Annotated in this window: 22 protein-coding genes; 14 read left to right on the forward strand and 8 right to left on the reverse strand. The window is 69.4% G+C overall.

Going from position 1 to position 22,399, the window contains the following annotated elements:
• Positions 1 to 108: 108 nt before the first annotated feature.
• A complete protein-coding gene (locus OG804_RS29635; RefSeq protein WP_328391926.1) occupies positions 109 to 762 on the reverse strand; it encodes an AIM24 family protein in 654 nt (217 codons plus the stop codon).
• Between the two features lie 147 nt (positions 763 to 909).
• Here OG804_RS29635 and OG804_RS29640 point away from each other — a divergent pair, with 147 nt between their 5' ends.
• Positions 910 to 1,179: a hypothetical protein gene (locus OG804_RS29640; protein ID WP_328391927.1), complete on the forward strand. Its 270-nt coding sequence runs from the start codon at positions 910 to 912 to the stop codon at positions 1,177 to 1,179.
• Positions 1,180 to 1,182: 3 nt separating this feature from the next.
• Here OG804_RS29640 and OG804_RS29645 read toward each other — a convergent pair whose 3' ends face one another.
• Positions 1,183 to 2,340 (reverse strand): transcription termination factor Rho, short form, encoded by a 1,158-nt coding sequence (locus OG804_RS29645; protein ID WP_442941668.1) that lies wholly within the window; start codon positions 2,338 to 2,340, stop codon positions 1,183 to 1,185.
• Positions 2,341 to 2,809: 469 nt separating this feature from the next.
• Here OG804_RS29645 and OG804_RS29650 point away from each other — a divergent pair, with 469 nt between their 5' ends.
• Together OG804_RS29650 and OG804_RS29655 are read left to right on the forward strand one after the other, a co-directional pair.
• Positions 2,810 to 3,070 (forward strand): CopG family transcriptional regulator, encoded by a 261-nt coding sequence (locus OG804_RS29650; RefSeq protein ID WP_328398823.1) that lies wholly within the window; start codon positions 2,810 to 2,812, stop codon positions 3,068 to 3,070.
• Positions 3,067 to 3,495 (forward strand): type II toxin-antitoxin system VapC family toxin, encoded by a 429-nt coding sequence (locus OG804_RS29655; RefSeq protein ID WP_328391929.1) that lies wholly within the window; start codon positions 3,067 to 3,069, stop codon positions 3,493 to 3,495. The genes OG804_RS29650 and OG804_RS29655 overlap by 4 nt, the downstream gene beginning before the upstream one ends.
• Positions 3,496 to 3,615: 120 nt before the next feature.
• Here OG804_RS29655 and OG804_RS29660 read toward each other — a convergent pair whose 3' ends face one another.
• Entirely contained in the window at positions 3,616 to 4,383 is a 768-nt protein-coding gene (locus tag OG804_RS29660; protein ID WP_328391930.1) for an IclR family transcriptional regulator, read from the reverse strand.
• Between the two features lie 113 nt (positions 4,384 to 4,496).
• Here OG804_RS29660 and OG804_RS29665 point away from each other — a divergent pair, with 113 nt between their 5' ends.
• The 5 genes from OG804_RS29665 (at position 4,497) to OG804_RS29685 (ending at position 10,102) form a co-directional block, all read left to right on the forward strand.
• Entirely contained in the window at positions 4,497 to 5,345 is an 849-nt protein-coding gene (locus tag OG804_RS29665; protein ID WP_442941669.1) for a 2-keto-4-pentenoate hydratase, read from the forward strand.
• Positions 5,342 to 6,304 carry an acetaldehyde dehydrogenase (acetylating) gene (locus OG804_RS29670; RefSeq protein ID WP_328391931.1) on the forward strand — a complete coding sequence of 321 codons (963 nt, stop codon included), beginning with the start codon at positions 5,342 to 5,344 and terminating at the stop codon, positions 6,302 to 6,304. Before OG804_RS29665 ends, OG804_RS29670 begins: the two co-directional genes overlap by 4 nt.
• Before the next feature lie 229 nt (positions 6,305 to 6,533).
• Positions 6,534 to 7,577 carry a 4-hydroxy-2-oxovalerate aldolase gene (gene dmpG / locus OG804_RS29675; RefSeq protein ID WP_328391932.1) on the forward strand — a complete coding sequence of 348 codons (1,044 nt, stop codon included), beginning with the start codon at positions 6,534 to 6,536 and terminating at the stop codon, positions 7,575 to 7,577.
• 203 nt (positions 7,578 to 7,780) lie between these two features.
• Complete coding sequence (locus OG804_RS29680) at positions 7,781 to 8,236, forward strand: nitroreductase family deazaflavin-dependent oxidoreductase (protein WP_328391933.1); 456 nt, start codon at positions 7,781 to 7,783, stop codon at positions 8,234 to 8,236.
• A gap of 135 nt (positions 8,237 to 8,371) precedes the next feature.
• The gene (locus tag OG804_RS29685; RefSeq protein WP_328391934.1) at positions 8,372 to 10,102 is read left to right on the forward strand and encodes a hypothetical protein; all 1,731 of its coding nucleotides are present in this window, start codon (positions 8,372 to 8,374) and stop codon (positions 10,100 to 10,102) included.
• A 105-nt stretch (positions 10,103 to 10,207) separates the two neighbouring features.
• On the opposite strand, the gene OG804_RS29690 is transcribed toward OG804_RS29685, so the two are convergent.
• The gene (locus OG804_RS29690) at positions 10,208 to 11,002 is read right to left on the reverse strand and encodes a thioesterase family protein (protein ID WP_328391935.1); all 795 of its coding nucleotides are present in this window, start codon (positions 11,000 to 11,002) and stop codon (positions 10,208 to 10,210) included.
• A 181-nt stretch (positions 11,003 to 11,183) separates the two neighbouring features.
• On the opposite strand from OG804_RS29690, the gene OG804_RS29695 reads away from it, so the two are divergent.
• Positions 11,184 to 11,837 carry a GntR family transcriptional regulator gene (locus tag OG804_RS29695; protein WP_328391936.1) on the forward strand — a complete coding sequence of 218 codons (654 nt, stop codon included), beginning with the start codon at positions 11,184 to 11,186 and terminating at the stop codon, positions 11,835 to 11,837.
• Positions 11,834 to 13,042: an MFS transporter gene (locus tag OG804_RS29700; protein ID WP_328391937.1), complete on the forward strand. Its 1,209-nt coding sequence runs from the start codon at positions 11,834 to 11,836 to the stop codon at positions 13,040 to 13,042. The genes OG804_RS29695 and OG804_RS29700 overlap by 4 nt, the downstream gene beginning before the upstream one ends.
• A gap of 45 nt (positions 13,043 to 13,087) precedes the next feature.
• Here the strand turns inward: OG804_RS29700 and OG804_RS29705 are convergent, their stop codons facing one another.
• The 3 genes from OG804_RS29705 to OG804_RS29715 all read right to left on the reverse strand — a co-directional run bounded on the left by OG804_RS29705 (position 13,088) and on the right by OG804_RS29715 (position 16,005).
• Positions 13,088 to 14,302: an NAD(P)/FAD-dependent oxidoreductase gene (locus OG804_RS29705; RefSeq protein ID WP_328391938.1), complete on the reverse strand. Its 1,215-nt coding sequence runs from the start codon at positions 14,300 to 14,302 to the stop codon at positions 13,088 to 13,090.
• A 99-nt stretch (positions 14,303 to 14,401) separates the two neighbouring features.
• Positions 14,402 to 14,881, reverse strand: a complete 480-nt coding sequence (locus tag OG804_RS29710) for an RrF2 family transcriptional regulator (protein WP_328391939.1) — start codon at positions 14,879 to 14,881, stop codon at positions 14,402 to 14,404.
• Between the two features lie 191 nt (positions 14,882 to 15,072).
• A complete protein-coding gene (locus OG804_RS29715) occupies positions 15,073 to 16,005 on the reverse strand; it encodes a LysR substrate-binding domain-containing protein (protein ID WP_328391940.1) in 933 nt (310 codons plus the stop codon).
• A gap of 107 nt (positions 16,006 to 16,112) precedes the next feature.
• Between OG804_RS29715 and kdgD the strand changes: the two genes are divergently transcribed.
• Positions 16,113 to 17,027 carry a 5-dehydro-4-deoxyglucarate dehydratase gene (gene kdgD / locus OG804_RS29720; protein ID WP_328391941.1) on the forward strand — a complete coding sequence of 305 codons (915 nt, stop codon included), beginning with the start codon at positions 16,113 to 16,115 and terminating at the stop codon, positions 17,025 to 17,027.
• Entirely contained in the window at positions 17,027 to 18,622 is a 1,596-nt protein-coding gene (locus OG804_RS29725) for an aldehyde dehydrogenase (NADP(+)) (RefSeq protein ID WP_328391942.1), read from the forward strand. The genes kdgD and OG804_RS29725 overlap by 1 nt, the downstream gene beginning before the upstream one ends.
• A gap of 153 nt (positions 18,623 to 18,775) precedes the next feature.
• On the opposite strand, the gene OG804_RS29730 is transcribed toward OG804_RS29725, so the two are convergent.
• On the reverse strand, positions 18,776 to 19,612 hold the full coding sequence (locus tag OG804_RS29730) for an oxidoreductase (RefSeq protein ID WP_328391943.1): 837 nt from the start codon (positions 19,610 to 19,612) through the stop codon (positions 18,776 to 18,778).
• Positions 19,613 to 19,699: 87 nt separating this feature from the next.
• On the opposite strand from OG804_RS29730, the gene OG804_RS29735 reads away from it, so the two are divergent.
• The gene (locus OG804_RS29735; RefSeq protein ID WP_328391944.1) at positions 19,700 to 20,626 is read left to right on the forward strand and encodes a LysR family transcriptional regulator; all 927 of its coding nucleotides are present in this window, start codon (positions 19,700 to 19,702) and stop codon (positions 20,624 to 20,626) included.
• 172 nt (positions 20,627 to 20,798) lie between these two features.
• Positions 20,799 to 22,388, forward strand: a complete 1,590-nt coding sequence (locus OG804_RS29740; RefSeq protein WP_328398827.1) for an AMP-binding protein — start codon at positions 20,799 to 20,801, stop codon at positions 22,386 to 22,388.
• The last annotated feature ends 11 nt before the right edge of the window (positions 22,389 to 22,399 follow it).

A 22,399-nucleotide genomic window follows, 5' to 3' on the forward strand; every position in this document is an offset into this window, starting at 1 on the left:
GCGACACGAGTACTCCTTTGTTCGCCGAACCCTGGAGCTCGGTGAACGAAAGGCCTCGAACACCCCGGACATCCTGGGGCTCTCGCCGGACAACCGAGCACAGGCGGGTCAGGCCTCGCTGGGCTGCACGATGACGAAACCTTCGCCGTCGAGGCGGAGCTGGAACACCTCTCCCGAACCGCCGCGGACCATGGAGGTGAAGGACTGAGAGCGGTTCAGCGAAGTCTGCAGGTTCGCGCTCCAGCCGACCACGGCATCGGTATCGACGAACACCGGTGCCTGCGGGTGCACCGGAATGATGATCGGTGTGCCCGCGCAGACCAGCCCGAGCCGGCCCTGCCCGGAGAAAACGCAGTTGAACAGCCCGCCGCCCGCCATGCCGACGCCCTGCACCATGCGGATGTCGTAGTGCAGGCTCGAGTCGAAAACGAGGATGTTCTTTCCGTTGATGGTCAGCGCGTCACCCGGGGCCAGGTCGACGACGAAACAGTTCCGATCGAAATGCGCGAACCACGCCTCGCCCTGACCGCGCACCGACATCAACGGCACGCCCTCGCCGGTGAGCGCACGCTGCAGGAATTTCCCGACGCCCTGCCCCTTCTTCTCGAACTGAAGATTGCCCCGGAAGGCGACCATCGAGCCCTGCCGCGCCAGGCATTCGCCGTTCACCGCGTATTTGAGCGATTTCGCGCTCTGCGCGGTCAACCCGGGTGCGGTGGCGGGCTGGGCTGTGTTCTCGGCGGCGAAGAGTTCACTCTGCATACCCCGATCTTCCCGCATCGGCGGTTCGTGAGTGATGAGGTCGTCCACCGCACCGAGTGCTAGAACAAGCCGCGACGTCAGGACGGCGGCTGTAACGTGTTCCACTCCGGAGTTCGAACAGACGGTCCGAAGGGGGATCGACCGCAGATGGTGAGTTTCTTCGACAGCCGGGGTGATCAGCTCGTCGCGGAGAAGTTGGCGATCAGCCCGTGGACGCCGGCGAACCTGAGCGGCACCGGTGTGTGCGGTGTCCTGGCCCGGGAACTGGAGAACCACTGCCCCGACGGCTTCGTTCCGGCCCGGTTCACCGCGGACCTCTACCGGCCGGTACTCAACGCGCGCTTCGATATGCGCACCACTGTGGTGCGCCCCTGCGTTTCCGATATCGAATCATCGGTCGCACGGTCCAGGTGCTGAGTGTTATCGATGGCCCGCGGTGCGGATCTGGGTGAGGAATTCGGAGTTGGTCTCGGTCTGCCGGAGACCGGTCAGTAGGAGTTCCAGCGCTTGCTGCGGGTCGCGGCCCGCGATGGTCTTGCGCAGCGACCGGGTGGCGGCGAGCTCGTCGGGGGAGAGCAGCAGGTCTTCTTTGCGGGTGCTCGACCGGTCGATATCGATCGCGGGGAACATGCGGCGGTCGGCGATGTGCCGGTCGAGCTTCAGCTCGGCGTTTCCGGTGCCCTTGTATTCCTCGAAGATCACGGTGTCGGCGAGCGAACCGGTCTCGACCAGGGCGCTGGCGATGATGGTGAGCGAGCCGCCGTTCTCGATATTGCGCGCGGCGCCCAGGAATTTCTTCGGCGGCGCGAGTGCGGCGGCGTCGACGCCGCCGGAGAGGACACGGCCCGACCCGGTGGCGGCCAGGTTGTACGCGCGGGCCAGCCGGGTCAGCGAGTCCAGCAGTACGACCACGTCGCGGCCCATTTCGACGAGGCGTTTGGCGCGTTCGATGGCCAGCTCGGCGAGCGCGATGTGTTCGCGGGCGGGCTGGTCGAAGGTCGCGGCGGCGACCTCGGCGGGTACGGCCCGGGACAGATCGGTCACCTCTTCCGGCCGTTCGCCGACCAACACCAACATCAGCTGGCATTCGGGATGATTCTTGGCGATACCGTGCGCAACGGACTGCAGCACAGAGGTTTTACCCGCCTTGGGCGGTGCGACCACCAGGGCGCGCTGGCCCTTGCCGATCGGCGTGATCAGATCGGTGACGCGGGTGGTCAGCTCGTGCGGTTCGGTCTCGAGCCGCAGGCGGTCCTGCGGATAGAGGGGGACCAGATCGGCGAAGTGCGGTCGCGACTTCGCATTGCCGGGCGGCAGGCCGTTGATGCTGTCGATCCGAACCAGCGGTGGCAGTTTGCCGCCGTCACGTTCGGGTCCGACCGCGCCGGTGACGGTATCGCCGCGACGGAGACCGTATTGGCGGACCAGCCGCGGCGGCACCTGCGCATCGCGCGGTCCGGGCAGGTAGCCGTCGACGCGCAGTGCGGCCTGGTTGCCGGTGATGTCGAGCAGACCGGTGACCGCTGTGTGACCGTCTCCGGTCGGGTTGTCCGGTGTGTGAATAGTATTGTCCTGCATGGATTTTCTCCTGAAAAGTGAGGTGTGGGGCCGTAGGTGCCGCTTGCTGCGCACAGTGCTTGCCGAGTGCGTGTAGGTGCCGCGTTGCGCGGCTGGAATCCGTCCGGTGCGGACGCTGTGTCGAGTCGGCAGCATCCGAGCACTGAGAGCGGTGAATTGCGAAGTCTTGTGGGAGGGAGTTGTCCACCTACATCCACGAGATGAAGACTTCGCTAACCGTAACGGCACCAGCTGCAACATGCAATAGTGCCGAGTTGTTCCCTGGTCGCATCGGGCCCATGGTCTGGCTCGCCGTGATGTTCGAGTCCGGCCCGACCCCGCGCGGTGCGGTTGGGAAAATTTCCCGCACGCATCGACCCGCCCGCTGGTTCAGGACAGGTTTTGTGTGGAGGGCAACTGGTTGGAAGCGGCCGGCGCCTGGATGAGGCGCATCTTGACGACCCATAAATTAGGCATCATGATGTCATACATGCGGACCACACTGACCATCGACGAAGACGTGATCGAGTTGATCGAGGCAGCCAGTCGTCGTCAGCACCTCTCCAGGAAACAGATCATCAACGATGCTCTCCGGCGTGCCTTGACGCCGCGCGTCACCCGGCAGGAGCCCTACCGATTGACTCCGCACGAGTCCGCCCTGCGCCCGGGGTTCGATCCGTCGCGGCTCAACCAATTGGCCGATGAGTTGGAGGATGAGGCGATCATCGAGAACTCGCGGCGTAACTCGTGATCATTCCGGACGTCAACCTCCTGCTCTACGCGGTTGTCTCCGGTTTCCCGCAGCACGCCCGTGCGCGTGAATGGTGGGAGGAAGCACTCAACAGTCCAACGCGAGTCGGGCTGACTCAACCAGTCATATTCGGTTTTCTGAGAATCGGTACCAGCGGCCGTGTGCTCGAGTCACCACTACCTGTCGCGGATGCGGTCGGATACGTGGACACCTGGCTGGAGCAGCCGAATGTCGATCTCTTGGTTCCGGGGCCGAGTCACTTGCGCATCGCGTTGAACCTGCTCACCGACATCGGAACGGCTGGGAATCTGACAACCGATGCGCAGATCGCGGCCTATGCGATCGAGAATCAGGGCGAGATCTTTTCCAACGACACCGATTTCGCCAGGTTCCCGAAGATCAAGTGGGTGAACCCTTTGCAGTGATCTTCCGGAGCGTGCGGCACGGCGAAAGGGAGGAGCGGCCATGAAACAGGCGTATCGCTGGACCTCCGCAACGGCACCGGGTGTCGGCCCGGTCCGACGGCTCACTTGCCTGGTGGTTGTTCACGGCTGGTTGGGGGTGCGCCGGGCCAGGATGGACGCCACCCCCACGGCCGCCGCCTGTACCGATGCCGCGTGGGCCTCGGGGTGGAACCGGCTGACCGGCCCGGTGACCGATATCGCCGCCAGCGGCTGATCGTCGGCGCTGAGGATGGGAGCGGCCACGCAGACGATGCCGATCGCGGACTCCTCGTACTCGTAGGCCAGCCCGCGTTCGACGATCTGTGACAGTTGCGCACGCAGCAGTCCCGGAGCGACCACTGTGCGCGGGGTGCGCCTGAGCAGCGGGCCCGCGAGGACACGATCGATCGTCTCGGCGCCCGAGTGCGCCAACAGCGTCTTGCCGATCGCGGTGCAGTACAACGGCATCCGGCCACCGATTCGCGACGGTGCGCGGGCCTGCCGGTGTCCACCGATCTTGCTGATGTAGACGACTTCGTCACCGTCGCGGACGCCGAAGTGCACCGTTTCCCGGGTGCGGGCGAAGAGGTCCTGGAGGAAGGGCACGGCGACCTCGAGCAGGGTCCGCTCGGTGGCCGCCCGCATGCCCAGCTCGAACAGTCCGCGCCCGAGCCGGTAACCGTCGGGCGACGAACTGAGCAGCCGGGCGGCCACCAGATCGCGGGCCATGCGGTGGACGGTGGCCTTCGGGAGGCCGGTGCGCCGGGTGAGTTCGGACAGCCCCACGGCCTGATCCTCCACGCCGAACGCTTCCAGGATCAGCAGTGCCCGGCCGAGGACGGAGCGTGCGTCGAGTCGAGGTTCCGGCATGGGGGTCTTCCGTGAGCGGGTGGTCCAGTCAGTGGACCATTCTACTGTTCAGCTGCCCCGCTGCGGGTGTGCACTGGTTGGCAGCCCCATCGAAGAGGAGAACGGAGGTCGTGGTGGCCACCACTGTCGACAGCACGAGCGACAGCGCATCCGGTGTCGACGAGTCGATCGTCGCCCGCGCAGCCCAACGCCTGATCACCGCCGCGGAGACGCGCCGAACCTGCGCGCCGCTACGGGAGGGGTTGATCAGCCCCGACGATGTCGCCACCGCCTACCTCATCCAGGAGCGGTTCAACGCCGCCCGGGTCACCCCGGGCATCACGGTGGTCGGCCGCAAGATCGGCGCCACCTCGCAGGCCGTCCAGCAGCAGCTGGGCGTCGACCAGCCCGATTTCGGGGTCCTGTTCTCCGATATGGCCTACGCCGACGGGGATGTCATCCCGATCGACCGGCTGCTGCAGCCGCGGGCCGAAGCGGAGATCGCGTTCCTGCTGGGCGCGGACCTCGCCGAGGGCCCGCTCGATATCGCGCAGTGCCGGGCGGCGGTCGCCGAGGCGATGGCCGCGCTGGAGATCGTGGACAGCCGCATCACCGACTGGAACATCTCCTTCGCCGACACCGTCGCCGACAATGCCTCGAGCGGGCTCTACGTGCTCGGGACCGAGCGCCGGACCCTCGACGACTTCGAACCCGTCGACGTCGCCATGAGCATGCGCATCGACGGGGAAGAGGTGTCGACCGGGAACGGCGCGGCCTGTCTGGGCGACCCGCTCAACGCCCTGTCCTGGCTCGCCCAGCAGGCTCGCACCTTCGGTGAGCCGCTGCGGGCCGGGCAGGTGATCCTGTCCGGGGCGCTCGGTCCGATGCGGCCGCTGCATCCCGGCGCCACCGTCACCGCCGCCATCACCGGCCTCGGGACGGTCACGGCTTCGTTCACCACCGCTTCGGAGGTCTCCCAGTGAGTGACAACAGCAAACGTACGAAGGTCGCGATCATCGGATCGGGCAATATCGGCACCGATCTGATGATCAAGGTGCTGCGCCACTCCGAGTTCCTGGAGATGGGCGCCATGGTCGGCATCGACCCAGAGTCCGACGGCCTGGCCCGCGCCGCCCGCCTGAAGGTGCCGACCACCCACGAAGGGGTGGAGGGGCTGGTCGCGCTGCCGAACTTCGACGAGATCGAGATCATCTTCGACGCGACCTCGGCCAAGGCGCACGAGCAGAACCACGCCCGCCTCGCGCCGCTGGGCAAACGCCTCATCGACCTGACGCCCGCCGCGATCGGACCGTTCGTGGTGCCGGCGGTGAACATCGAGGAGCACCTCGACGCGCCGAACGTGAACATGGTGACCTGCGGCGGTCAGGCGACCATCCCGATCGTGTCCGCGGTATCGCGGGTCGTGCCGGTGGCCTACGCCGAGATCGTGGCCTCGATCGCGTCCAAGTCCGCCGGGCCCGGTACCCGCGCCAATATCGACGAGTTCACCGAGACCACCTCGCACGCCATCGAAACCGTGGGCGGCGCCGAGCGCGGTAAGGCGGTGATCATCCTCAATCCGGCGGAACCGCCGTTGATCATGCGCGATACGGTCTTCTGCCTGGTGAACGCCCCCGACGAGGAATCCCACGACCGGATCAAGGCCTCGGTGGTGAAGATGGTCGGCGATGTGGCCGCGTATGTGCCGGGCTACCGGCTCAAGCAGGAAGTGCAGATCGATCCGATTCCGCCGGACCAGCCGGTGCACACCCTGCTCGCCAAGGACAACGACGCGTTCCCGACCCATCGGGTGTCGGTATTCCTCGAGGTCGAGGGCGCGGCGCACTACCTGCCCGCCTACGCGGGCAATCTCGACATCATGACTTCGGCGGGCATGCAGGTCGCCGAGCGGATCGCGCAGAACACCCAGCAGGCAGCATGAGCGGGTCAGGCCCGGAGGCGGCAGCGGAGCGTAACCACGCAGGGCCCTCGCTCATGCTCAATGGACACAGCATGAGCGGGTCAGGCCCGGAGGCGGGAGCGGAGCGTAACCACGCAGGGCCCTCGCTCGTGCTCAATGGACACAGCATGAGCGGGTCAGGCCCGCAGGCGGCAGGGGAGCGTAACCACGCAGGCCCCCGCTCATTCTCGATAGAAAAGGAGAACGCCCGATGAGCTCGTCCGAAGCGCCGACGGTATTCGTCCAGGATGTGACCCTGCGCGACGGTATGCACGCCATCCGGCACCGGATCACCCCCGAGAACGTGGGGCGGATCGTCGCGGCACTCGACGCCGCCGGTGTCGACGCCATCGAGGTCGCGCACGGTGACGGGCTGGCCGGCGGCTCGGTGAACTACGGCCCCGGCTCGCACAGCGACTGGACCTGGCTGGAAGCGGCGGCGGCGAACCTGAAGAACGCGCGGCTGACCAGCCTGCTGCTGCCCGGTGTCGGCACCGCCGAGGATCTGCGGCGCGCCTGGGGTCTCGGTGTGCGCTCGGTGCGCGTCGCCACCCACTGCACGGAAGCCGATGTCGCGGCCCAGCACATCGCGACCGCGCGCGAGATCGGGATGGACGTCTCGGGGTTCCTGATGATGAGCCATATGGCCGAGCCCGCCGCGCTCGCCGCCCAGGCCAAGCTGATGGAGAGCTACGGCGCGCACTGCGTGTACGTCACCGACTCGGGTGGCCGTCTCACCATGAACGGTGTCCGGGACCGGATCCTGGCCTACCGTGACGTTCTCGACCCGGCGACCGAACTCGGCATCCACGCGCACGAGAACCTGTCGCTGTCGGTGGCGAACTCCGTGGTCGCCGTCGAGAACGGGGTGCGTCGCGTGGACGCCTCCCTCGCGGGACACGGTGCGGGCGCGGGTAATACGCCGATCGAGGCATTCGTGGCCGTCGCCGATGTGCTGGGCTGGAAGCACGGTTGCGATGTGTTCGCCTTGCAGGACGCCGCGGACGATATCGTGCGGCCGCTGCAGGACCGGCCGGTGCGGGTGGACCGGGAAACGCTCACCCTCGGGTACGCGGGGGTGTATTCCAGCTTCCTGCGGCATGCCGAGGCGGCGAGCGAACGGTACGGAATCGATGTCCGCACCCTGCTCATGGAAGCCGGCCGGCGTCGGCTGGTGGGCGGCCAGGAGGACATGATCGTGGATATCGCGCTCACCATGGTGGCGGAGCGGGAGGCCGACAAGCAGGCGGTCTGACCCGTCGAGCCGACTGTGGCCGGCCACCGCGACGGAGTCGATGACGACTCGCGCCGGTGGTCGGCCGTCGTCGTTCGAGCCCCATCGGGGGAGGTCGGGATGGTTTCTTGCGTAACGGGGTATTCGGTGAGTGGAAACCCCGCGCCGGTGTCGGCGGATCGCGCAACAGCGTTGTCGCACCGGTGGAACCGGAAGGACGGTCCATGGCTGCCTGGGACGACGAGGTCATCGAACAATTCCGTGCGGACGAAGGCAGTGTCGCCGGGCCCTTCGCCGGATTCGATCTGCTGCTGCTCACCACCATCGGCGCCAAATCCGGACTGCCGCACACGAAACCGGTGATGTACCTGCGCGACGACGATCGGTTCGTGGTGGTCGCGGTGAACGCGGGTGCACCGGCGAACCCGGCCTGGTATCACAATCTGCTCGCCCATCCGGCGGTGACGGTCGAGGTGGCAGCCGAAACCTTCGAGGCCGATGCCGCCGTGGTCGAACGCGGGCCGGAGCGCGACCGTCTCTACCGCGCGATGAGCGATATCCTGCCCGCCCTGGCCGATTACGCGCGGACCGCCCGCAGGGTTGTCCCTGTTGTCGTATTGACCCGGCGCTCCGGGCGTTGTGTGGACAGGACTCGGGATATGCCCGCCCACGGCTTCTGATCCGCGTGCTGAGGCACCTGATGGGGATCAGGTGCTCCACGGACCCGATATCGGGCGTCAATAATCCCCGACGGTGCGTAAGGGGCGCATAAGGAGCCGGTCGTATCGGGCATCGCCCGAAATAGCGTGCTCTGTGTGGGCATTTTCGGGTTCACCTGGGCTGATGGCGGTTCCTTCGTCGGCGGCGCACTGGGCGCGGCTTTCCTCGGGCCGCCGGGGGCGATGCTGGGGTCGGCGGTCGGCGCCTACGCGGGCGGTGTGTGGGGTGACGACAAAGGTGTGGGCGCCGCGATGGAGGAGGCGCTCGTGGCCGGTATCGGGGCCGCGGGCGGTGCCTGGGCCGCCAATCTGGCGGGAAGCCTGCTGAAGGACCATATCGCCGGAGCCGCTGCGCGGGCGTTGTCCGCCGGCGCGGCCCGCCGGGTGGATTCGGTCGCCGCGAAGGCCCTGCTGCCCTGGAATTCACACCACGGCGGACCGCTGGCCGCGCTCGGCGGCGCGTTCGGCGGGTACGAGGTATCGCCGCAGGCGCGGACGCCGGTACAGATCTCGGCCGCCGCCGATATCGGCAACGGCGGATGCCCCGCCCAGATGTCGAATCTGATGATGCCCGCGCAGCTGACCGGACCTGTCCGCGAGATGTACGAGGGACTACCGCGCTATCTCTGCGACGTCTGGCGGAGTTTCGGCACCGGCGGGCGGGTGGCGCCGCCGCCCGCCCCGGCACTTCCCGAGCAGTTGCGCGGGTCCAGTGACAGCGGTATCCCGGAATACACGCGCAAGGCGCGGCGGCTCGACGCGATGATGGAAGACTTCGCCGCGCTCGATCGCGAAGTCGCGGCGCTCGCCCGCGATTCGGGGCGGATCTCCGGCGAGGGCCGCGCGGCCGTGGATGTGCTCATCGATACCGTCAACAGACGAGCAGGCGAGACGCCGCCCGCGGGGACCTCACGGCAAGTGAACGCCCTGGACCTGTTGAACGAGGCGTTCGAGAAGGGCCGCCAGACCCTCGGCGCGGCGGTGACGGCCGGCGATCGGGTGGCCGCCGATACGAACGATCTCACCGATGAGATCGAGACCCTGCGCAAAGAGCTCGACTCGCATCTGCGCGAGCATCCGCGCGCCGACGAACCCGAGCGAACACCCCCCGAGCGAACACCCGAAGCGCCGCCGGTCGTGCCACCCCCGCCGCTCGTGCCACCGGCCCTGCCGCCGGTCCCATGGCCACTGCCGGTCTGCGCGCCGCCTCGTACGGAAGCACCCCGGCAGTGCCCGGCCTCCATCGGTCGCACGCAGGGCGGCGGCCCGAATTCAGGGGATCGGGGAACGGCCGATCGGACCGAGTCGCCGTGGACTCGGTGGCCGGCGTACCGGCCCGGCGTGGCAGTGGAATCCGCCGCGCCCGCGACAGCGGCGCATCACCGGACGCCTTGGACGCCGGGGCCCACGACCGAACAGGTGGTCACGGTCGCCACCCGGCACAGTGGTGCGCCGGTACCGGCATCGCCCGAGGTGTTCGCGTCGGCGGCCTGGTCGGTCGCCGTATCGCTCACCGGATGGTCGGCGGAGGCGGCCCGAGCGTTTGCCGGGGCCGCGCTCGCCGCGGCGCCGGTGGCAAGCGGCCTGCCCGTGCCCGGCTCGACGCCGACCGGGGTCCTGCCGGTCCCGGGCCGGACGCCGTGGTCCGGGATCGCCCATCCGGTGGGCGTCGTACCGGGCAGCGCATGGTCGTTGATGACGGTGCGCAGACCGGGACCTGCCACGGAAAATCCGGAACGCGAGAGCATGTCGATCGATAGCGCCGGGGACTACCTGTTTCCCGTCCTCGACCCTGCCGTTCTGAGCTGTACGCAGCGTGGATCGTGAAAGATCGAGCAGCGGTGACCGGTTGGGGAGCGGGGCGGTCGCGCCGCCGATCCCACGCAGGTGCCGGTTTCGTCCTGCCTCGCGTCGGTGCTGTTGCGCCGTCGGTCAGCGCGGGCCGAGGAAGAGTGTCTGGGTGCTGCGGCCCAGCGGGCCCTTCTCGTCGAAGAGTTCCGATTCGGCCAGACCGATACCGTGCGGCTGCGGGTGGGTGACGGCGTCCAGGCACACCCATTCACCTACGGGCTGGCGGTGCAGGGTGACCGTCAGGTCGGTGTTGATGAACAGGTAGCGCTCCCAGTCCAGCACACTGCTGACGCCGTTTCCGGAGTCCGCCGCGGCGAGGGTGCGTTCCAGCGGGCTGGGTGTGGTGCCCGCGACGATCGGGTAATTGAGCCGGATCCAGCAGACCGCGGGCCCGGGTTCGGTGAACGACCCGGTGACGTAACGGTATTCGATACCGGTGTGGAAGCCCACCGGCTGGGTGGACGGGAACGGGGAGGGCGCGGTCACCTGATCGGGGCCGGGGCGAGCGCCGGTCGGCAAAAGATATTCGGGGATCTCGAGTTCGGGATCGGCCAGTTTGAACCGCCAGGCGTTGGCCCGCATGACCGGCCCGCGCTCGGTGGACAGCGTGGCCTCGATGAGTTCCACGCTGCGACCCGGCCGCACCAGGCGTGCCTGCGCGGTGAGCGGCGCCAGCGGTACCGGCCCGAGGATCTCCACGGCGACCCGGCCGACCTGGAAACCCGGTCGCGGTGCGCACCGCTCGATCACATGCCCGAGCAGTGCGGACGGGGGGCCGGCGTGCTGGGCGTCCGGCGACCACGGACCGCGAGTGAGCTCGGTGGAGACGAACCGCTCGGGGTCCGCCGGATCGGGCAGGTAGAAGGCCTCGTTCACATCGTGTCCGTTCGTCCGGTCGGCGGTCGCGCCGTCTGTCGGTCTCTGCTCCCGACCGTACCGCCGGGTACCGCGCGTCCCGTGCCCTGGCCCGGTTGCCTGGTGTTCTGTGCCGGACAGCCGTCGCGGCCAGGGGTGCATGCTTGCATGCAAGCATGTATCTATCGGCTAGAGTGGCGGCATGCGGACATCGTCGACGCGAACCGACACCGGATCGAGCGCGGCCGACCGGGCCTACGAACTCACCAAGGAACTGGTGCTGTCCGGCGAACTGCCGGGCGGGCACCTGTTCAGTGAGACCGAGATCGCCGGTCGGCTGGGCCTCAGCCGGACCCCGGTGCGCGAGGCGTTCGTCCGGTTGCAGGCCGAGCAACTGCTGACCCTGGTGCCCAAACGCGGCGCCATCGTGGCCCCGGTGCCGCCGGGCGAGGCCGAAGACGTACTGGACGCCCGCGAAGCCGTGGAAGCCGCGGCGGTGCGGCGCCTGCTCCGCACCCCGGAGCGGATCCCGGCCGCGGCCGCGCAACTGCGGGACGCACTCGAGGTCCAGCGCCGGCATGCCGAACCCGCGGATCTGCCCGCCTTCGTGGAGGCCGACGAACTCTTCCACCGCACGCTGGTCGCGGCCGGCGGCAACGCGTTGCTGATCCGCTTCTACACCGGTCTGGCCGATCGGCAGCGCCGGATGAACCTGGCCGCGATGGGTCTGGTGCCCGACAAGATCCCGGTGGTGCTCCGGCAGCACGCCGAACTGATCACCATCATCGAATCGGGCGACGAGACGGCCTTCGCCACCGCGCTGCGCGAGCACCTGGACGGGACGCACCGGCGATGACGCGCGGTTCGTGGCCCGCGGCGGTGGCCGCTATCTTCGTCTGCGCCTGGGGCGGCAACCAGTTCACGCCGCTGCTGGTGATGTACCGGGACGCGGGCTGGTCGACTCTCACGGTGAACGCACTGCTGGGCGCCTATGTCTTCGGTCTCGTTCCCGGTCTGCTGCTGTCCGGCGGTCTGGCCGCGCGCTTCGGACGCAGACCGGTGGCCGTCGCCGGTGTGCTGGCCTCGTTCGTGGCGAGTCTGCTGCTGGCCGCCGGAGTGTACGGCGTCGAATGGATCGCGGCCGGACGCCTCGTCACCGGTTTCGGGGTGGCCGTGGCGATGGCGGTCGGCACGACCTGGGTCACCGAACTCTCCGCCCGCGCGGGTGACGCTGCGGCGACCGGGGCCCGCCGGGCCGCGCTCTGGATGACCATCGGGTTCGGTCTCGGCGCGGGTGTCGCGGGGGTCCTCGCGCAGTGGGGCCCGGCGCCGATGGTCCTGCCCTATCTCGTGCACGCGCTGCTCGCCGCGGCAGTGCTGCCGGTGCTGTTCCGGGTGCCGGAGACGCATCCCGCGGGGTCGCGCGCGGTTGGTTTGCGCACCGGGTTCTCCGGGCTCCGGCACCCGCGATTTCGGCGGGTGGTCGCGCCGATGGCGCCGTGGATCTTCGGGTCGGCGGCCGTGGCCTACGCGATCATGCCGCAGCTCATCGCCGACCGGGTGGGGCAGTGGGGGCTGATCTACTCGACCACGATCACCGTCGCGACCTTGACCGTCGGCGTGCTGGTGCAACCACTGGCGAAACGGCTCGACCGGACCACCAGTGCGCGCGCCGCGGTGGTGTCCATGTCGCTGGTGCCGGCCGGTCTCGCGGTCAGTGTGCTCGCCGCGATCGTGCGGTCGCCCGCGTTGGGCCTGGTCGCGGCGCTCGCGCTGGGCTGCGCCTATGGAATCGTGCTGGTCTCCGGTCTCCTGGAATTGCAGCGCCTGGCCGCACCGGGGGAACTGGCCGCGCTCACCGGCGCTTATTACGCCCTGGCCTACCTCGGCTTCCTGCTGCCGTCCCTGCTGAGCCTGCTCAGCGCGGTGGCCGGATACCCGGTGCTGCTCGGCGGGCTGGTGCTCCTGGCCTTGTCCGGGACCGTGGTCATCGTCCGGCATTCCCGGTCGCACCTGCCGGTGCCCCGGGCGCCGGAGAAAGAACTGGTACCCGCCGCGTGATCTCCGGCGCCGGTCGCGGCGGCGCGAGGGTCCGAGCTCGCCCGTTCAGGCGCCGGGCGCGGTGATCTCGCGGACCGAGAACCGGTAGTCGGCCTGACGCAGCAGTTCGCCGGGGTCATCGGTGGGCGGGTAGATCCACAACTCGTTGACGTTGCGCTTACGCGCCTTGGCGGTATCGCCGGTCGAGACGACCCGGCGGTCCCAGCCGTTGGTGAACACCGCGCCGGCGGAACCGAGGTCGAGGCAGGTGACGTAGGGCGTGGCCGTGAACGGCGCGGGCGGCAACCCCAGCAGGTCGGCGGCGGCGTTGTGACCCGCGAACTTGCCGAGCTGCAGGGCGTGCTGGCAGCACTGCAGGACCCGATGGCCGGGTTCGGCCTCCGCCGCGGCGGTATCGCCCGCCGCGTAGACCTGCGGCACCCCGGCGACCCGCAGTTGCGCGTCCACGTCGAGGCGGCCCAGCTCGTCGCGGTCGGCAGGGATATCGGCGGTGAGCGAACTGGCCCGTACCCCGGCGGTCCAGATCGCGGTGTGCGCGGGAATCCGGGTGCCGTCCGACAGCGTGACGCCGCCCGGCTCCACCGCCGCGAGGCGCACGCCGAGCCGCTGCCGGATCCCCGCCGCCGACAGCGCATCGAGGATCTCCGGCCGGGGTCCCGGACCGAGCTCCGGGCCGATGGTGTCGGCGCGTTCCACCAGCACCACCTCGGCCCGCTCGCCCGCTCGCGCGGCCAGGGCGCCGAGCCGGTCCGCCAGTTCGGTGGCGATCTCGAGACCGGTGAACCCGGCGCCGACCACGACCGCGGCGAACCGGCCTTCGCTCGGTGGCAGATCGGGGAGCCGGTCCAGGTGCGCGTCCAAGGCGGCCGCCGCCGGCAGAGTGTCCACGTCGTACAGCAGTTCGGCGCCGGGCAACGCGGGACGGACGAGCTGGCTTCCGGTGCTGAGAATCAGCCGGTCGTAATCGATCTCGCCGCTGCGGCCGTCCCGTCCGACCACGGTCACGCGCCGGCCGACGGTATCGATTCCGGTCGCGGTGGCCGCGACCCGGCGCACCCCGATCGGTCCCAGGATCCGGTCCAGCGATACCCGCATCCGGTCGGGCCCGGCCTGATACAGCCGCGGACGGATCACCAGGTCGTCCCCGGACGAGATCACAGTGACCGATAGTTCGCGCCCCGCAGCGCGCGCCAGGCGGACCGCGCCGGCCGCGCTCCAGACACCGGCGAACCCGCCTCCCACCACCACTATTCCGGACATGATCTCCTCCTCGACTGCGATATTCGCTTGTGCGCCCGGCGCTGCGCCGGATCGGATTCGGGTCGGCCCGCGCGGAACCTGTCCGGTCGGGCCGGTGATTCAGGCGCCCGCCCGGGCGATCTCGCGGCGGGTTCGTTCGGCGGAGTCCGCGGGCGCGGCCGCGGCCAGATCCGCGATGGTCTGCGCGGCCAGTTCCCGCCGCCAGGCCAGTTCGGCACGGCGCATCGCCACCGCGATACCGCACGCGTGGGTGAATTCTTCGGTCGCCGTGCGGCCGCTGTGCCCACGCTGCCGGATCTCGGTGCAGCGGAACGGGTCTGTCCCGCCCTCGATCGCGGTCACGACGTCGAGCAGGGTGATCCGCTCCGGCGGGCGGGACAGACCGAACCCGCCCCGCGCGCCCGGCGTGGAGGTCAGGATCCCGGCGCGCACGAGCGCCTGCAGACGTTTTTTCAGGTACTCCACCGGCAGGTCGAACCAGGCGGCCAGCCGGGCGATCGATACCGGCCACTGGTCCTCGGCCCAGCTCAGGGTCACACAGCAGTGCAGGCTCCACTCGACGCCCTCGCCCATCTTCATAAAGGGGATACTAAATGTCCCTATTGATCCGGGCAAGGGCGATACCCGGGACGGCGGGCATTCCGGCGGACGGCCCGGAAGCGCCGCACGGCTCGCCGGTCTCGTCGGCGCGAACCATCATGGACACGCGGCCGGCCTCGGTCCAAGGAATTACCGCGGCGGCTTCCTTCGGCCCGGCGGCGCAACACCCGTCAGCTCGAAATCGCGGCACCCCGAGCGCGGCCCGGCAGCCGGGCGGGCTGGTCGTTCGCCGCCGCCAGCGTCGACATCAGGCGGGCGAAGGCGGGGTTCTCATTGCCCTGCCGCCACACCAGATCCAGCTCGACGTGCGCTCCGACCCCCTCGAGCGGCCGGTACGCCACGTGATCGAAGCGCATGCCCGCGGCCGATTCGGGCACCAGCGCCACACCCCAGCCCAGGTTCACCAGGGCCAGAATGCTGTGAATCTGGGTCATGTACTGGGTGATCACCGGAACCACGGCCGCCGCGTGCAGGACGGTGGTGATCAGATCGTGGAAGTACCGCGCCTCGACCGGTGCGTGCATCACCATCTCGACCCCGTGCAACGCGGTCACCGGTACGGGACCCGCGCCGGCCAGGGGGTGGTCGGTGGGCAGGGCCGCGATCAACCCTTCGCGCACGAAGGTGCGGGTCGTGAGATCCGGGCGGGAGATCGGCGGCCGCACCATGCCCAGGTCCAGAGCGCCCTCCGAGAGCGCCTCTACCTGATCCATCGTCACCATCTCACGCAACTCGACGTCCACATCGGGCAGTGCCGTCCGTGCCGCCGCCAGCACGCGGGGCAGGCCGGAGTGCACGCTCGCGCCGGTGAAGCCCAGGCGCAGCACCCCGCCGGTCCCGGCCGAGACTCGATGGACCGCCAGGGCGGCTCGCTCGGCCTGTTGGAGCAGGCGGCGGGCGTCGAGCAGGAACGCGCGGCCGGCCCGGGTGAGCTTCACGGTGCGGTTGGAGCGATCGAACAGTTCCGCGCCGACCTCTTTCTCCAGCAGCTGGATCTGCCGGCTCAGTGGCGGTTGCGTCATGCGCAGTCGCTCCGCGGCCCGGCCGAAGTGCAGTTCTTCGGCTACGGCCACGAAATGAGTGAGCTGGACGAAAGTGAACATTCGATACCGACCTTGTATTGATAGATATGTAATCAGTGTTGGACGTGAATCATAAGTCGTTCCTAGGGTGAGGGCAGCAGGTCCCCCGAACAGGAGCACACACAGCCATGACCACTGCCTCGCCGCAGGAAATCGCCAGAAAGCTGGGCTCCGGCCTGCTGTCCTTCCCGGTCACGCATCTGCGTGCCGACGGCGCCTTCGACGAGGCCGCCTACCGGGACAACATCGCCTGGCTCGGCGGATTCGACGCCTCCGGCCTGTTCGCCGCCGGCGGCACCGGCGAGTTCTTCTCGCTCACCCCGGCCGAGGTCGAACAGGTGGTCACCGCCGCGGTGCAGGAGGCGCCGACGGGGTTGCCCGTGATCGCGCCCGCCGGATACGGCACCGCCACCGCGATCGAGATGGCGCGCGCCGCCGAGCGCGCGGGCGCACACGGCATCCTGCTGCTGCCGCCCTATCTCACCGAGGCGAGCCAGGAAGGCCTGGTCGCGCACGCGCGGCAGGTCTGCGAGTCCACCGACCTCGGCGTCATCATCTACTCGCGCGCCAATGCCGCCTACTCGGAGGCGGCGGTCGCCGAACTGGCCGACCGCTGCCCCAACCTGATCGGGTTCAAGGACGGCATCGGCAATATCGAACAGATGACCCGCATCTACGCGGGGGTCGGCGACCGCCTCATCTACATCGGCGGGCTCCCCACCGCGGAGATGTTCGCCCTGCCCTACCTCGCGCTGGGCGTCACCACCTATTCGTCGGCGATCTACAACTTCGTCCCGGAATTCGCACTGGATTTCTACCGTGCCCTGCGCCGCGGCGACACCGCCGCTGTGCTGAACGCGCTGAACGAGTTCGTGATCCCGTACTGCGATCTGCGCAACCGCACACCCGGGTACGCGGTGAGCATCGTCAAGGCGGGGATGAGGGTGATCGGCCGCCCGGCGGGTCCGGTACGCAGTCCCCTGACCGATCTCGGCGAGACCGAACTCGCCGAGCTGGCCGACCTCGTTAAAAAGGTGAGCTGATGACCAGCATCGATACCGTCCGCCTCAGCGGTGCGAATCTCCTCGGCGCGACGGAGATACCCGGCGCCGGAGCGCCCTTCCGCGCCGTGAACCCGGCGACCGGCGCCACCCTGGAACCGGAGTACCGCGAGGCCGGCGCCGATACCGTCGCCCGCGCCGCCGCACTCGCCTGGACGGCGTTCGACGAATACCGGCACACCGATTTCGCCCGGCGAGCAGCGTTCCTGGACAGCGTCGCCGGTGCGATCGAGAACCTCGGCGAGGCGCTGGTGGAACGGGCGGTGGCCGAGTCCGGGCTGCCCGAAGCGCGTATTCGCGGTGAGGTCGGTCGCACCACCGGCCAATTGCGGCTCTTCGCCGATGTCGTGCGGGAGGGCAGCTGGACCGGGGCGCGGCTGGACCGGCCCGATCCGGCCCGCACTCCGCTGCCGAAACCCGATCTGCGGCAACGCCGTATCCCGCTGGGTCCGGTCGCGGTCTTCGCGGCGAGCAACTTCCCGCTGGCCTTCTCCGTCGCGGGCGGCGATACCGCCGCCGCGCTGGCGGCGGGGGCACCGGTCGTCGTCAAGGCGCATCCCGCGCACCCGGGCACCTCGGAACTGGTGGGGCGGGCGGTCCGCGCCGCGGTCCGCGAGCACGGGTTGCCCGACGGGACCTTTTCCCTCGTGCACGGCGGCCGCGAGACCGGGCTCGCCCTGGTGGGCGATCCGAATATCCGGGCGGTCGGCTTCACCGGCTCCCGGCAGGCCGGGTTGGCACTGGCCGCCGCGGCGGCCGCCCGCCCGGTGCCCATCCCGGTTTTCGCGGAGATGTCCAGTGTCAACCCGGTATTCGTGCTCCCCGGCGCCCTGGCCGAGAGCGGCGCCCGCCTCGGGGCCGAGTTCGTGGCGTCGTTGACCAACGGCGTCGGACAGCTGTGCACCAGTCCCGGACTGGTCCTGCTGGCCGACGGTCCGGGGGCCGACGAGTTCGTGGCCGCGGCGGTCGCGGCGGTCGGGGCGGCGCCGGGCGCGCCGATGCTCAACGCGGGTATCGCCGCCTCGTTCGCCGCCGGCGTCGAACGGCTCACCGGCACCGAGGGAGTCCGGCTGGCCGCATCGGGCGATACCGTCACGGCGGCCTGCCCGGGCGACCCCCATCTGTTCGTCACCAGCGCCGAACGGTTCCGGGCCGACCGGGAATTGCAGGAGGAGGTGTTCGGCCCGAGCTCGATCATCGTCCGGGCGGCCGATCCCGCGGAACTGGTGGCCCTGGCCGGTGCGCTGGAGGGGCAGCTGACGGCCACCGTGCACGCGGCGGCCTCGGATCGAGCGACCGCCCGCCCGCTGCTGAACCAGCTCGAATTGATCGCGGGCCGGGTGCTGTTCGACGGCTGGCCGACCGGCGTGGAGGTCGGGCATGCCGTGGTCCACGGTGGTCCGTTCCCCGCGACCACCGCGTCCGCGACCACCTCGGTGGGAACCGGTGCCATCGAACGCTTCCTGCGTCCGGTGGCGTATCAGAACGTGCCCGAAGAACTGCTCGCCGACGAACTCCACACCGCGAATCCGCTGGGTATCTGGCGACGGGTGGACGGCGCTCTCGGCCGCGACTGACGTTCGAAAGGCCCTCGCTCCGAAGTTGTGAGCGAGGGCCCGCCGAGCGTTTGCGCGGTCACCACTCGGCGACTGTCTGTTGCCGGACGGCCGGCACCGCGAGTCGGCACCGGCTCTGCTGACGGCTTCCGTGACCCGCGGTGCCGCCGCGGCTCACTCGAAGGCGGTGGCCCGCGCGACCTTCTCCCATTCGACGACGTCCGCCCGGACCGCGTCGAGGTGGCCGAGCACCGTATCCACCGAATCCTCGCCCAGCGGCAGCCGCAGCGGCGTCCGGTCGGCTTCCAGCGCGGTCCGGATCGCCGCGGCGGCCTTGGCGGGATCGCCCGGCTGGGCGCCGTCGTTGTTCTCCACCATCCGCCGGGTGGCGCCCGCGGTGTCCGCGTAGACGGCGCTCTCCGCGCTGAAGTAGGCCGCGCCGGGACCGAACAGACCGGTGCGGAACGCGCCGGGTTCCACGACGAGAACCCGGATCCCGAACGGCGCCACCTCGTCGGCCAGCGCCTCGGCGAAGCCCTCCAGGGCGAATTTGGTGGCGCTGTAGGCGGAGAAGCCCGCGAACGACATCTGCCCGCCGACACTGCTCATCATGACCACGGCGCCCGACCCCTGCGCGCGCATCTGCGGCAGGACGGCGCGGGTCAGCGCGGCGGGTCCGAAGAAGTGCAGGTCGAACAGGTCGCGCAGTTCGCGGTCCGTGGTCTCCTCCACCGCGCCGACCTGGGTCCGGCCCGCGTTGTTGACCAGGACGTCGATGCGGCCGTGCCGGGTGACGATATCGGCGACCACCGATTCGATCCGCTCGGTGTCGGTGACATCCAGTGCGACGGCCTCGATCTGGTCCGGGTACGCGGTGACCAGATCGTCCAGGGCGGCGGTGCGCCGGGCGATCGCGACCACGGTATCGCCGGCGTCGATCGCGGCCTGGGTGATCGCGCGGCCGAAGCCGCTGCTCGCACCGGTCACCAGCCAGATCTTCGGGTTGCTCACTGTGTTCTCCTCCGGGTTCGTCCGTCGAGAACAATACTGTTTCCCGCACCGGACATTGTCCAAGACCTGGTGTGATAACCATTGGTTATGGACGTGCACGGACGCGATCTGCGCTATTTCGCCGCGGTCGCCGAACAGTTGAACTTCACCCGGGCCGCCGAAAGCCTGTTCATCTCCCAGCCCGCGCTGAGCAAGCAGATCCGCGCGCTCGAACAACAGCTCGGCGCACCGCTGTTCGATCGGGACGGGCGTGCGGTGCGCTTGACCCCGGTGGGAACGGCATTGCTGCCGCACGCGCAACGGATGCTGGCCGCCTGGGATGCCGCCCGCGGCGATGTGGAGGCCGCGAAGGCGGGGCAGCGGGCCACGCTGGTCATCGGGATCAGCACCAGTCCCGGGCGTGGGCTGCTCCCGGCCGTTCGTTCCCGCTTCGCCGCGGCCCATCCGGCCGCCAAACCTGTACTGCGGCAGATCGGCTGGGTCGATCCGAGCGCGGGGCTGGCCGGTGGCGACGCCGATGTGGCGTTCGTCTGGCTGCCGCTGGCCGACGCCGAACGCTACGAATGGCTCGTGGTGGCCCGCGAGCCCCGGGTGGTCGCACTGCCCGAGACGCATTTGCTCGCCCGGCACGACACCGTCGAGTTCGCCGATCTGCTCGACGAACCGTTCCTCGCGCTGCCCGAGTCGGCGCGGGTGCTGCGGGACTATTTTCTCGCGGTCGACGAGCGCGGTGGTCGGCCGCCGGTTATCGGTGGTGAGATCTCGAGTACCGAGGAGACCTATGAGTCGGTGCTGAACGGCGACGGTGTGGTGCTGATGGCGGCGGGTAACGCGCCGCTGGTCGCGCATGCCGGGGTGGTGGTGCGACCGGTGCGCGGCGTGAGTGCCAGCGAACTGGCTCTGGCCTGGCGGCGCGCCGATGACCGGCCGCTGGTGCGCGGCTATATCGCTGCATGCCGGGCCGCGCTGGCCGGGTCGGCCGGTTCGGGTGGATCGCCTCCGCGGACAAAGTAGAACGTGTTATAGTTTTCCCGGTTTGCGAGCCCCGTGGGCGGTTCACGGGCCGCGGCGCACTGTGGCGGCGCCCCGCGGCCCGTGGCCGCGCCGGAGCGCCGGTCAATGTCGCCGGCCCGCGCTACGGGCCGGCTCGAAAGGCAGACGAATGAACACTGAGCCGCAGGCGCAGATGAACACTGAACCGCACGTGGACGACAGCGCCCTGCTGCACCGTGAGCCACTGGCGGTGGACCTACTGGGCAAGGCCCTCGAGCGGTACGCCGACCGCACCGCGGTCCATATCGACGACGCCACCCTGACCTACCGCGACGTACGCGATCAGATCAGCCGGTTCGCGCAGGCGCTGGCCTCGGCCGGGCTGGGCGTGGGATCGCCGGTGGCCGTGCTCTCGGCCAACCGGCCGGAGGTGATCTTCGCGCAGGGCGCCAACAATGTGAACGGGTCGCGCGCCATGGCGTTGCACCCGATGGGTTCGCTCGACGATCACGCCTATGTGCTCGAGGACGCGGGCGTGCAGACCCTGATCTACGATCCGGCCGGCTTCGACGAGCGGGCCGCGCAGCTGCGCGACAAAGTGCCCGGACTGCGGAACTTGTTCTCGTTCGGTCCCTCCGAGACGGGCGTCGATCTCATCGAACTGGCCGCCGGTTTCACCCCGGCGCCGGTGCGGGGGCCGCGGGTGGATCTCAACGACACCATGAGCCTGGCCTATACCGGTGGCACCACCGGCAAACCCAAGGGCGTGGAGATGAGCTTCCGCGGCAGCACCACCATGCTGCGGATCCAGATGACCGAATGGGAGTGGCCCGACGAGGTCCGGTTCCTGGTGTGCACCCCGCTCAGCCACGCGGGCGCTGCCTTCTGGAACCCCACCGCCCAGCAGGGCGGCTCCATCGTCGTGCTGCCGTACTTCCACCCGGCCAAGGTGCTCGAGGCGATCGAGAAGTACAAGATCACCGCGACCATGCTGGTGCCCACCATGCTGTACGCGCTGCTGGACAGCCCGGACCTGGACAAGTACGACCTGTCCAGCCTGCAAACGGTGTTCTACGGCGCCTCCGCGATCTCGCCGACCCGGCTGGCCGAGGCGATCGAGAAGTTCGGCCCGATCTTCTTCCAGTTCTACGGTCAGGCCGAGAGCCCGATGACCATCGCGGTACTGCGCCGCGGCGACCACGATCTGAACAAACCGGAACGGCTGGCCAGCTGCGGTCGCCCGGTGCCGTGGCTGTCGGTGGCGCTGCTCGACGAGAAGGGCAACGAGGTGCCCCAGGGCGAACCGGGCGAAGTGTGCGTGCGCGGGCCGCTGGTGATGAACGGATACCTCAACAAACCCGAACAGACCGCGGAGGCCACCGAATTCGGCTGGCTGCACACCGGGGACATCGCCCGGCAGGACGAGGAGGGCTTCCTCTACATCGTCGACCGCAAGAAGGACATGATCGTCTCCGGCGGATTCAACGTGTATCCGCGCGAGGTCGAGGATGTGCTGTCGGCGCATCCGGCGGTGAGCGCGGCGGCGGTCATCGGTGTGCCGGACGAGAAATGGGGCGAGGCGGTCAAGGCGGTGGTCGTGCTGCGCGAGGGCCAGAGCGTCACGGTCGAGGAGTTGCAAGCGCTGGTGAAAGACCGCAAGGGTGCGGTGTACACACCGAAGACGGTGGATTTCGCCGACAGTATTCCGGTGAGCCCGCTGGGCAAGCCGGACAAGAAGGCGCTGCGTGCGCAGTACTGGGGCGAAGGCCGGCAGGTGAACTGACCTTGCCGGGG

Source organism: Nocardia sp. NBC_00416, assembly GCF_036032445.1.
GTDB lineage: Bacteria > Actinomycetota > Actinomycetes > Mycobacteriales > Mycobacteriaceae > Nocardia.

What these genes read in the sequence shown, in the direction of transcription:
- OG804_RS29705 (WP_328391938.1), bottom strand. Translation starts at nt 14,302, where the DNA reads ATGTCCGGAATAGTGGTGGTGGGAGGCGGGTTCGCCGGTGTCTGGAGC.
- OG804_RS29660 (WP_328391930.1), bottom strand. Translation starts at nt 4,383, where the DNA reads ATGCCGGAACCTCGACTCGACGCACGCTCCGTCCTCGGCCGGGCACTG.
- OG804_RS29680 (WP_328391933.1), top strand. Translation starts at nt 7,781, where the DNA reads ATGGCTGCCTGGGACGACGAGGTCATCGAACAATTCCGTGCGGACGAA.
- OG804_RS29635 (WP_328391926.1), bottom strand. Translation starts at nt 762, where the DNA reads ATGCAGAGTGAACTCTTCGCCGCCGAGAACACAGCCCAGCCCGCCACC.
- OG804_RS29715 (WP_328391940.1), bottom strand. Translation starts at nt 16,005, where the DNA reads ATGTTCACTTTCGTCCAGCTCACTCATTTCGTGGCCGTAGCCGAAGAA.
- OG804_RS29725 (WP_328391942.1), top strand. Translation starts at nt 17,027, where the DNA reads ATGACCAGCATCGATACCGTCCGCCTCAGCGGTGCGAATCTCCTCGGC.
- OG804_RS29640 (WP_328391927.1), top strand. Translation starts at nt 910, where the DNA reads ATGGTGAGTTTCTTCGACAGCCGGGGTGATCAGCTCGTCGCGGAGAAG.
- OG804_RS29710 (WP_328391939.1), bottom strand. Translation starts at nt 14,881, where the DNA reads ATGAAGATGGGCGAGGGCGTCGAGTGGAGCCTGCACTGCTGTGTGACC.
- OG804_RS29695 (WP_328391936.1), top strand. Translation starts at nt 11,184, where the DNA reads ATGCGGACATCGTCGACGCGAACCGACACCGGATCGAGCGCGGCCGAC.
- OG804_RS29700 (WP_328391937.1), top strand. Translation starts at nt 11,834, where the DNA reads ATGACGCGCGGTTCGTGGCCCGCGGCGGTGGCCGCTATCTTCGTCTGC.
- OG804_RS29735 (WP_328391944.1), top strand. Translation starts at nt 19,700, where the DNA reads ATGGACGTGCACGGACGCGATCTGCGCTATTTCGCCGCGGTCGCCGAA.
- OG804_RS29740 (WP_328398827.1), top strand. Translation starts at nt 20,799, where the DNA reads ATGAACACTGAACCGCACGTGGACGACAGCGCCCTGCTGCACCGTGAG.
- kdgD (WP_328391941.1), top strand. Translation starts at nt 16,113, where the DNA reads ATGACCACTGCCTCGCCGCAGGAAATCGCCAGAAAGCTGGGCTCCGGC.
- OG804_RS29650 (WP_328398823.1), top strand. Translation starts at nt 2,810, where the DNA reads ATGCGGACCACACTGACCATCGACGAAGACGTGATCGAGTTGATCGAG.
- OG804_RS29645 (WP_442941668.1), bottom strand. Translation starts at nt 2,340, where the DNA reads ATGCAGGACAATACTATTCACACACCGGACAACCCGACCGGAGACGGT.
- dmpG (WP_328391932.1), top strand. Translation starts at nt 6,534, where the DNA reads ATGAGCTCGTCCGAAGCGCCGACGGTATTCGTCCAGGATGTGACCCTG.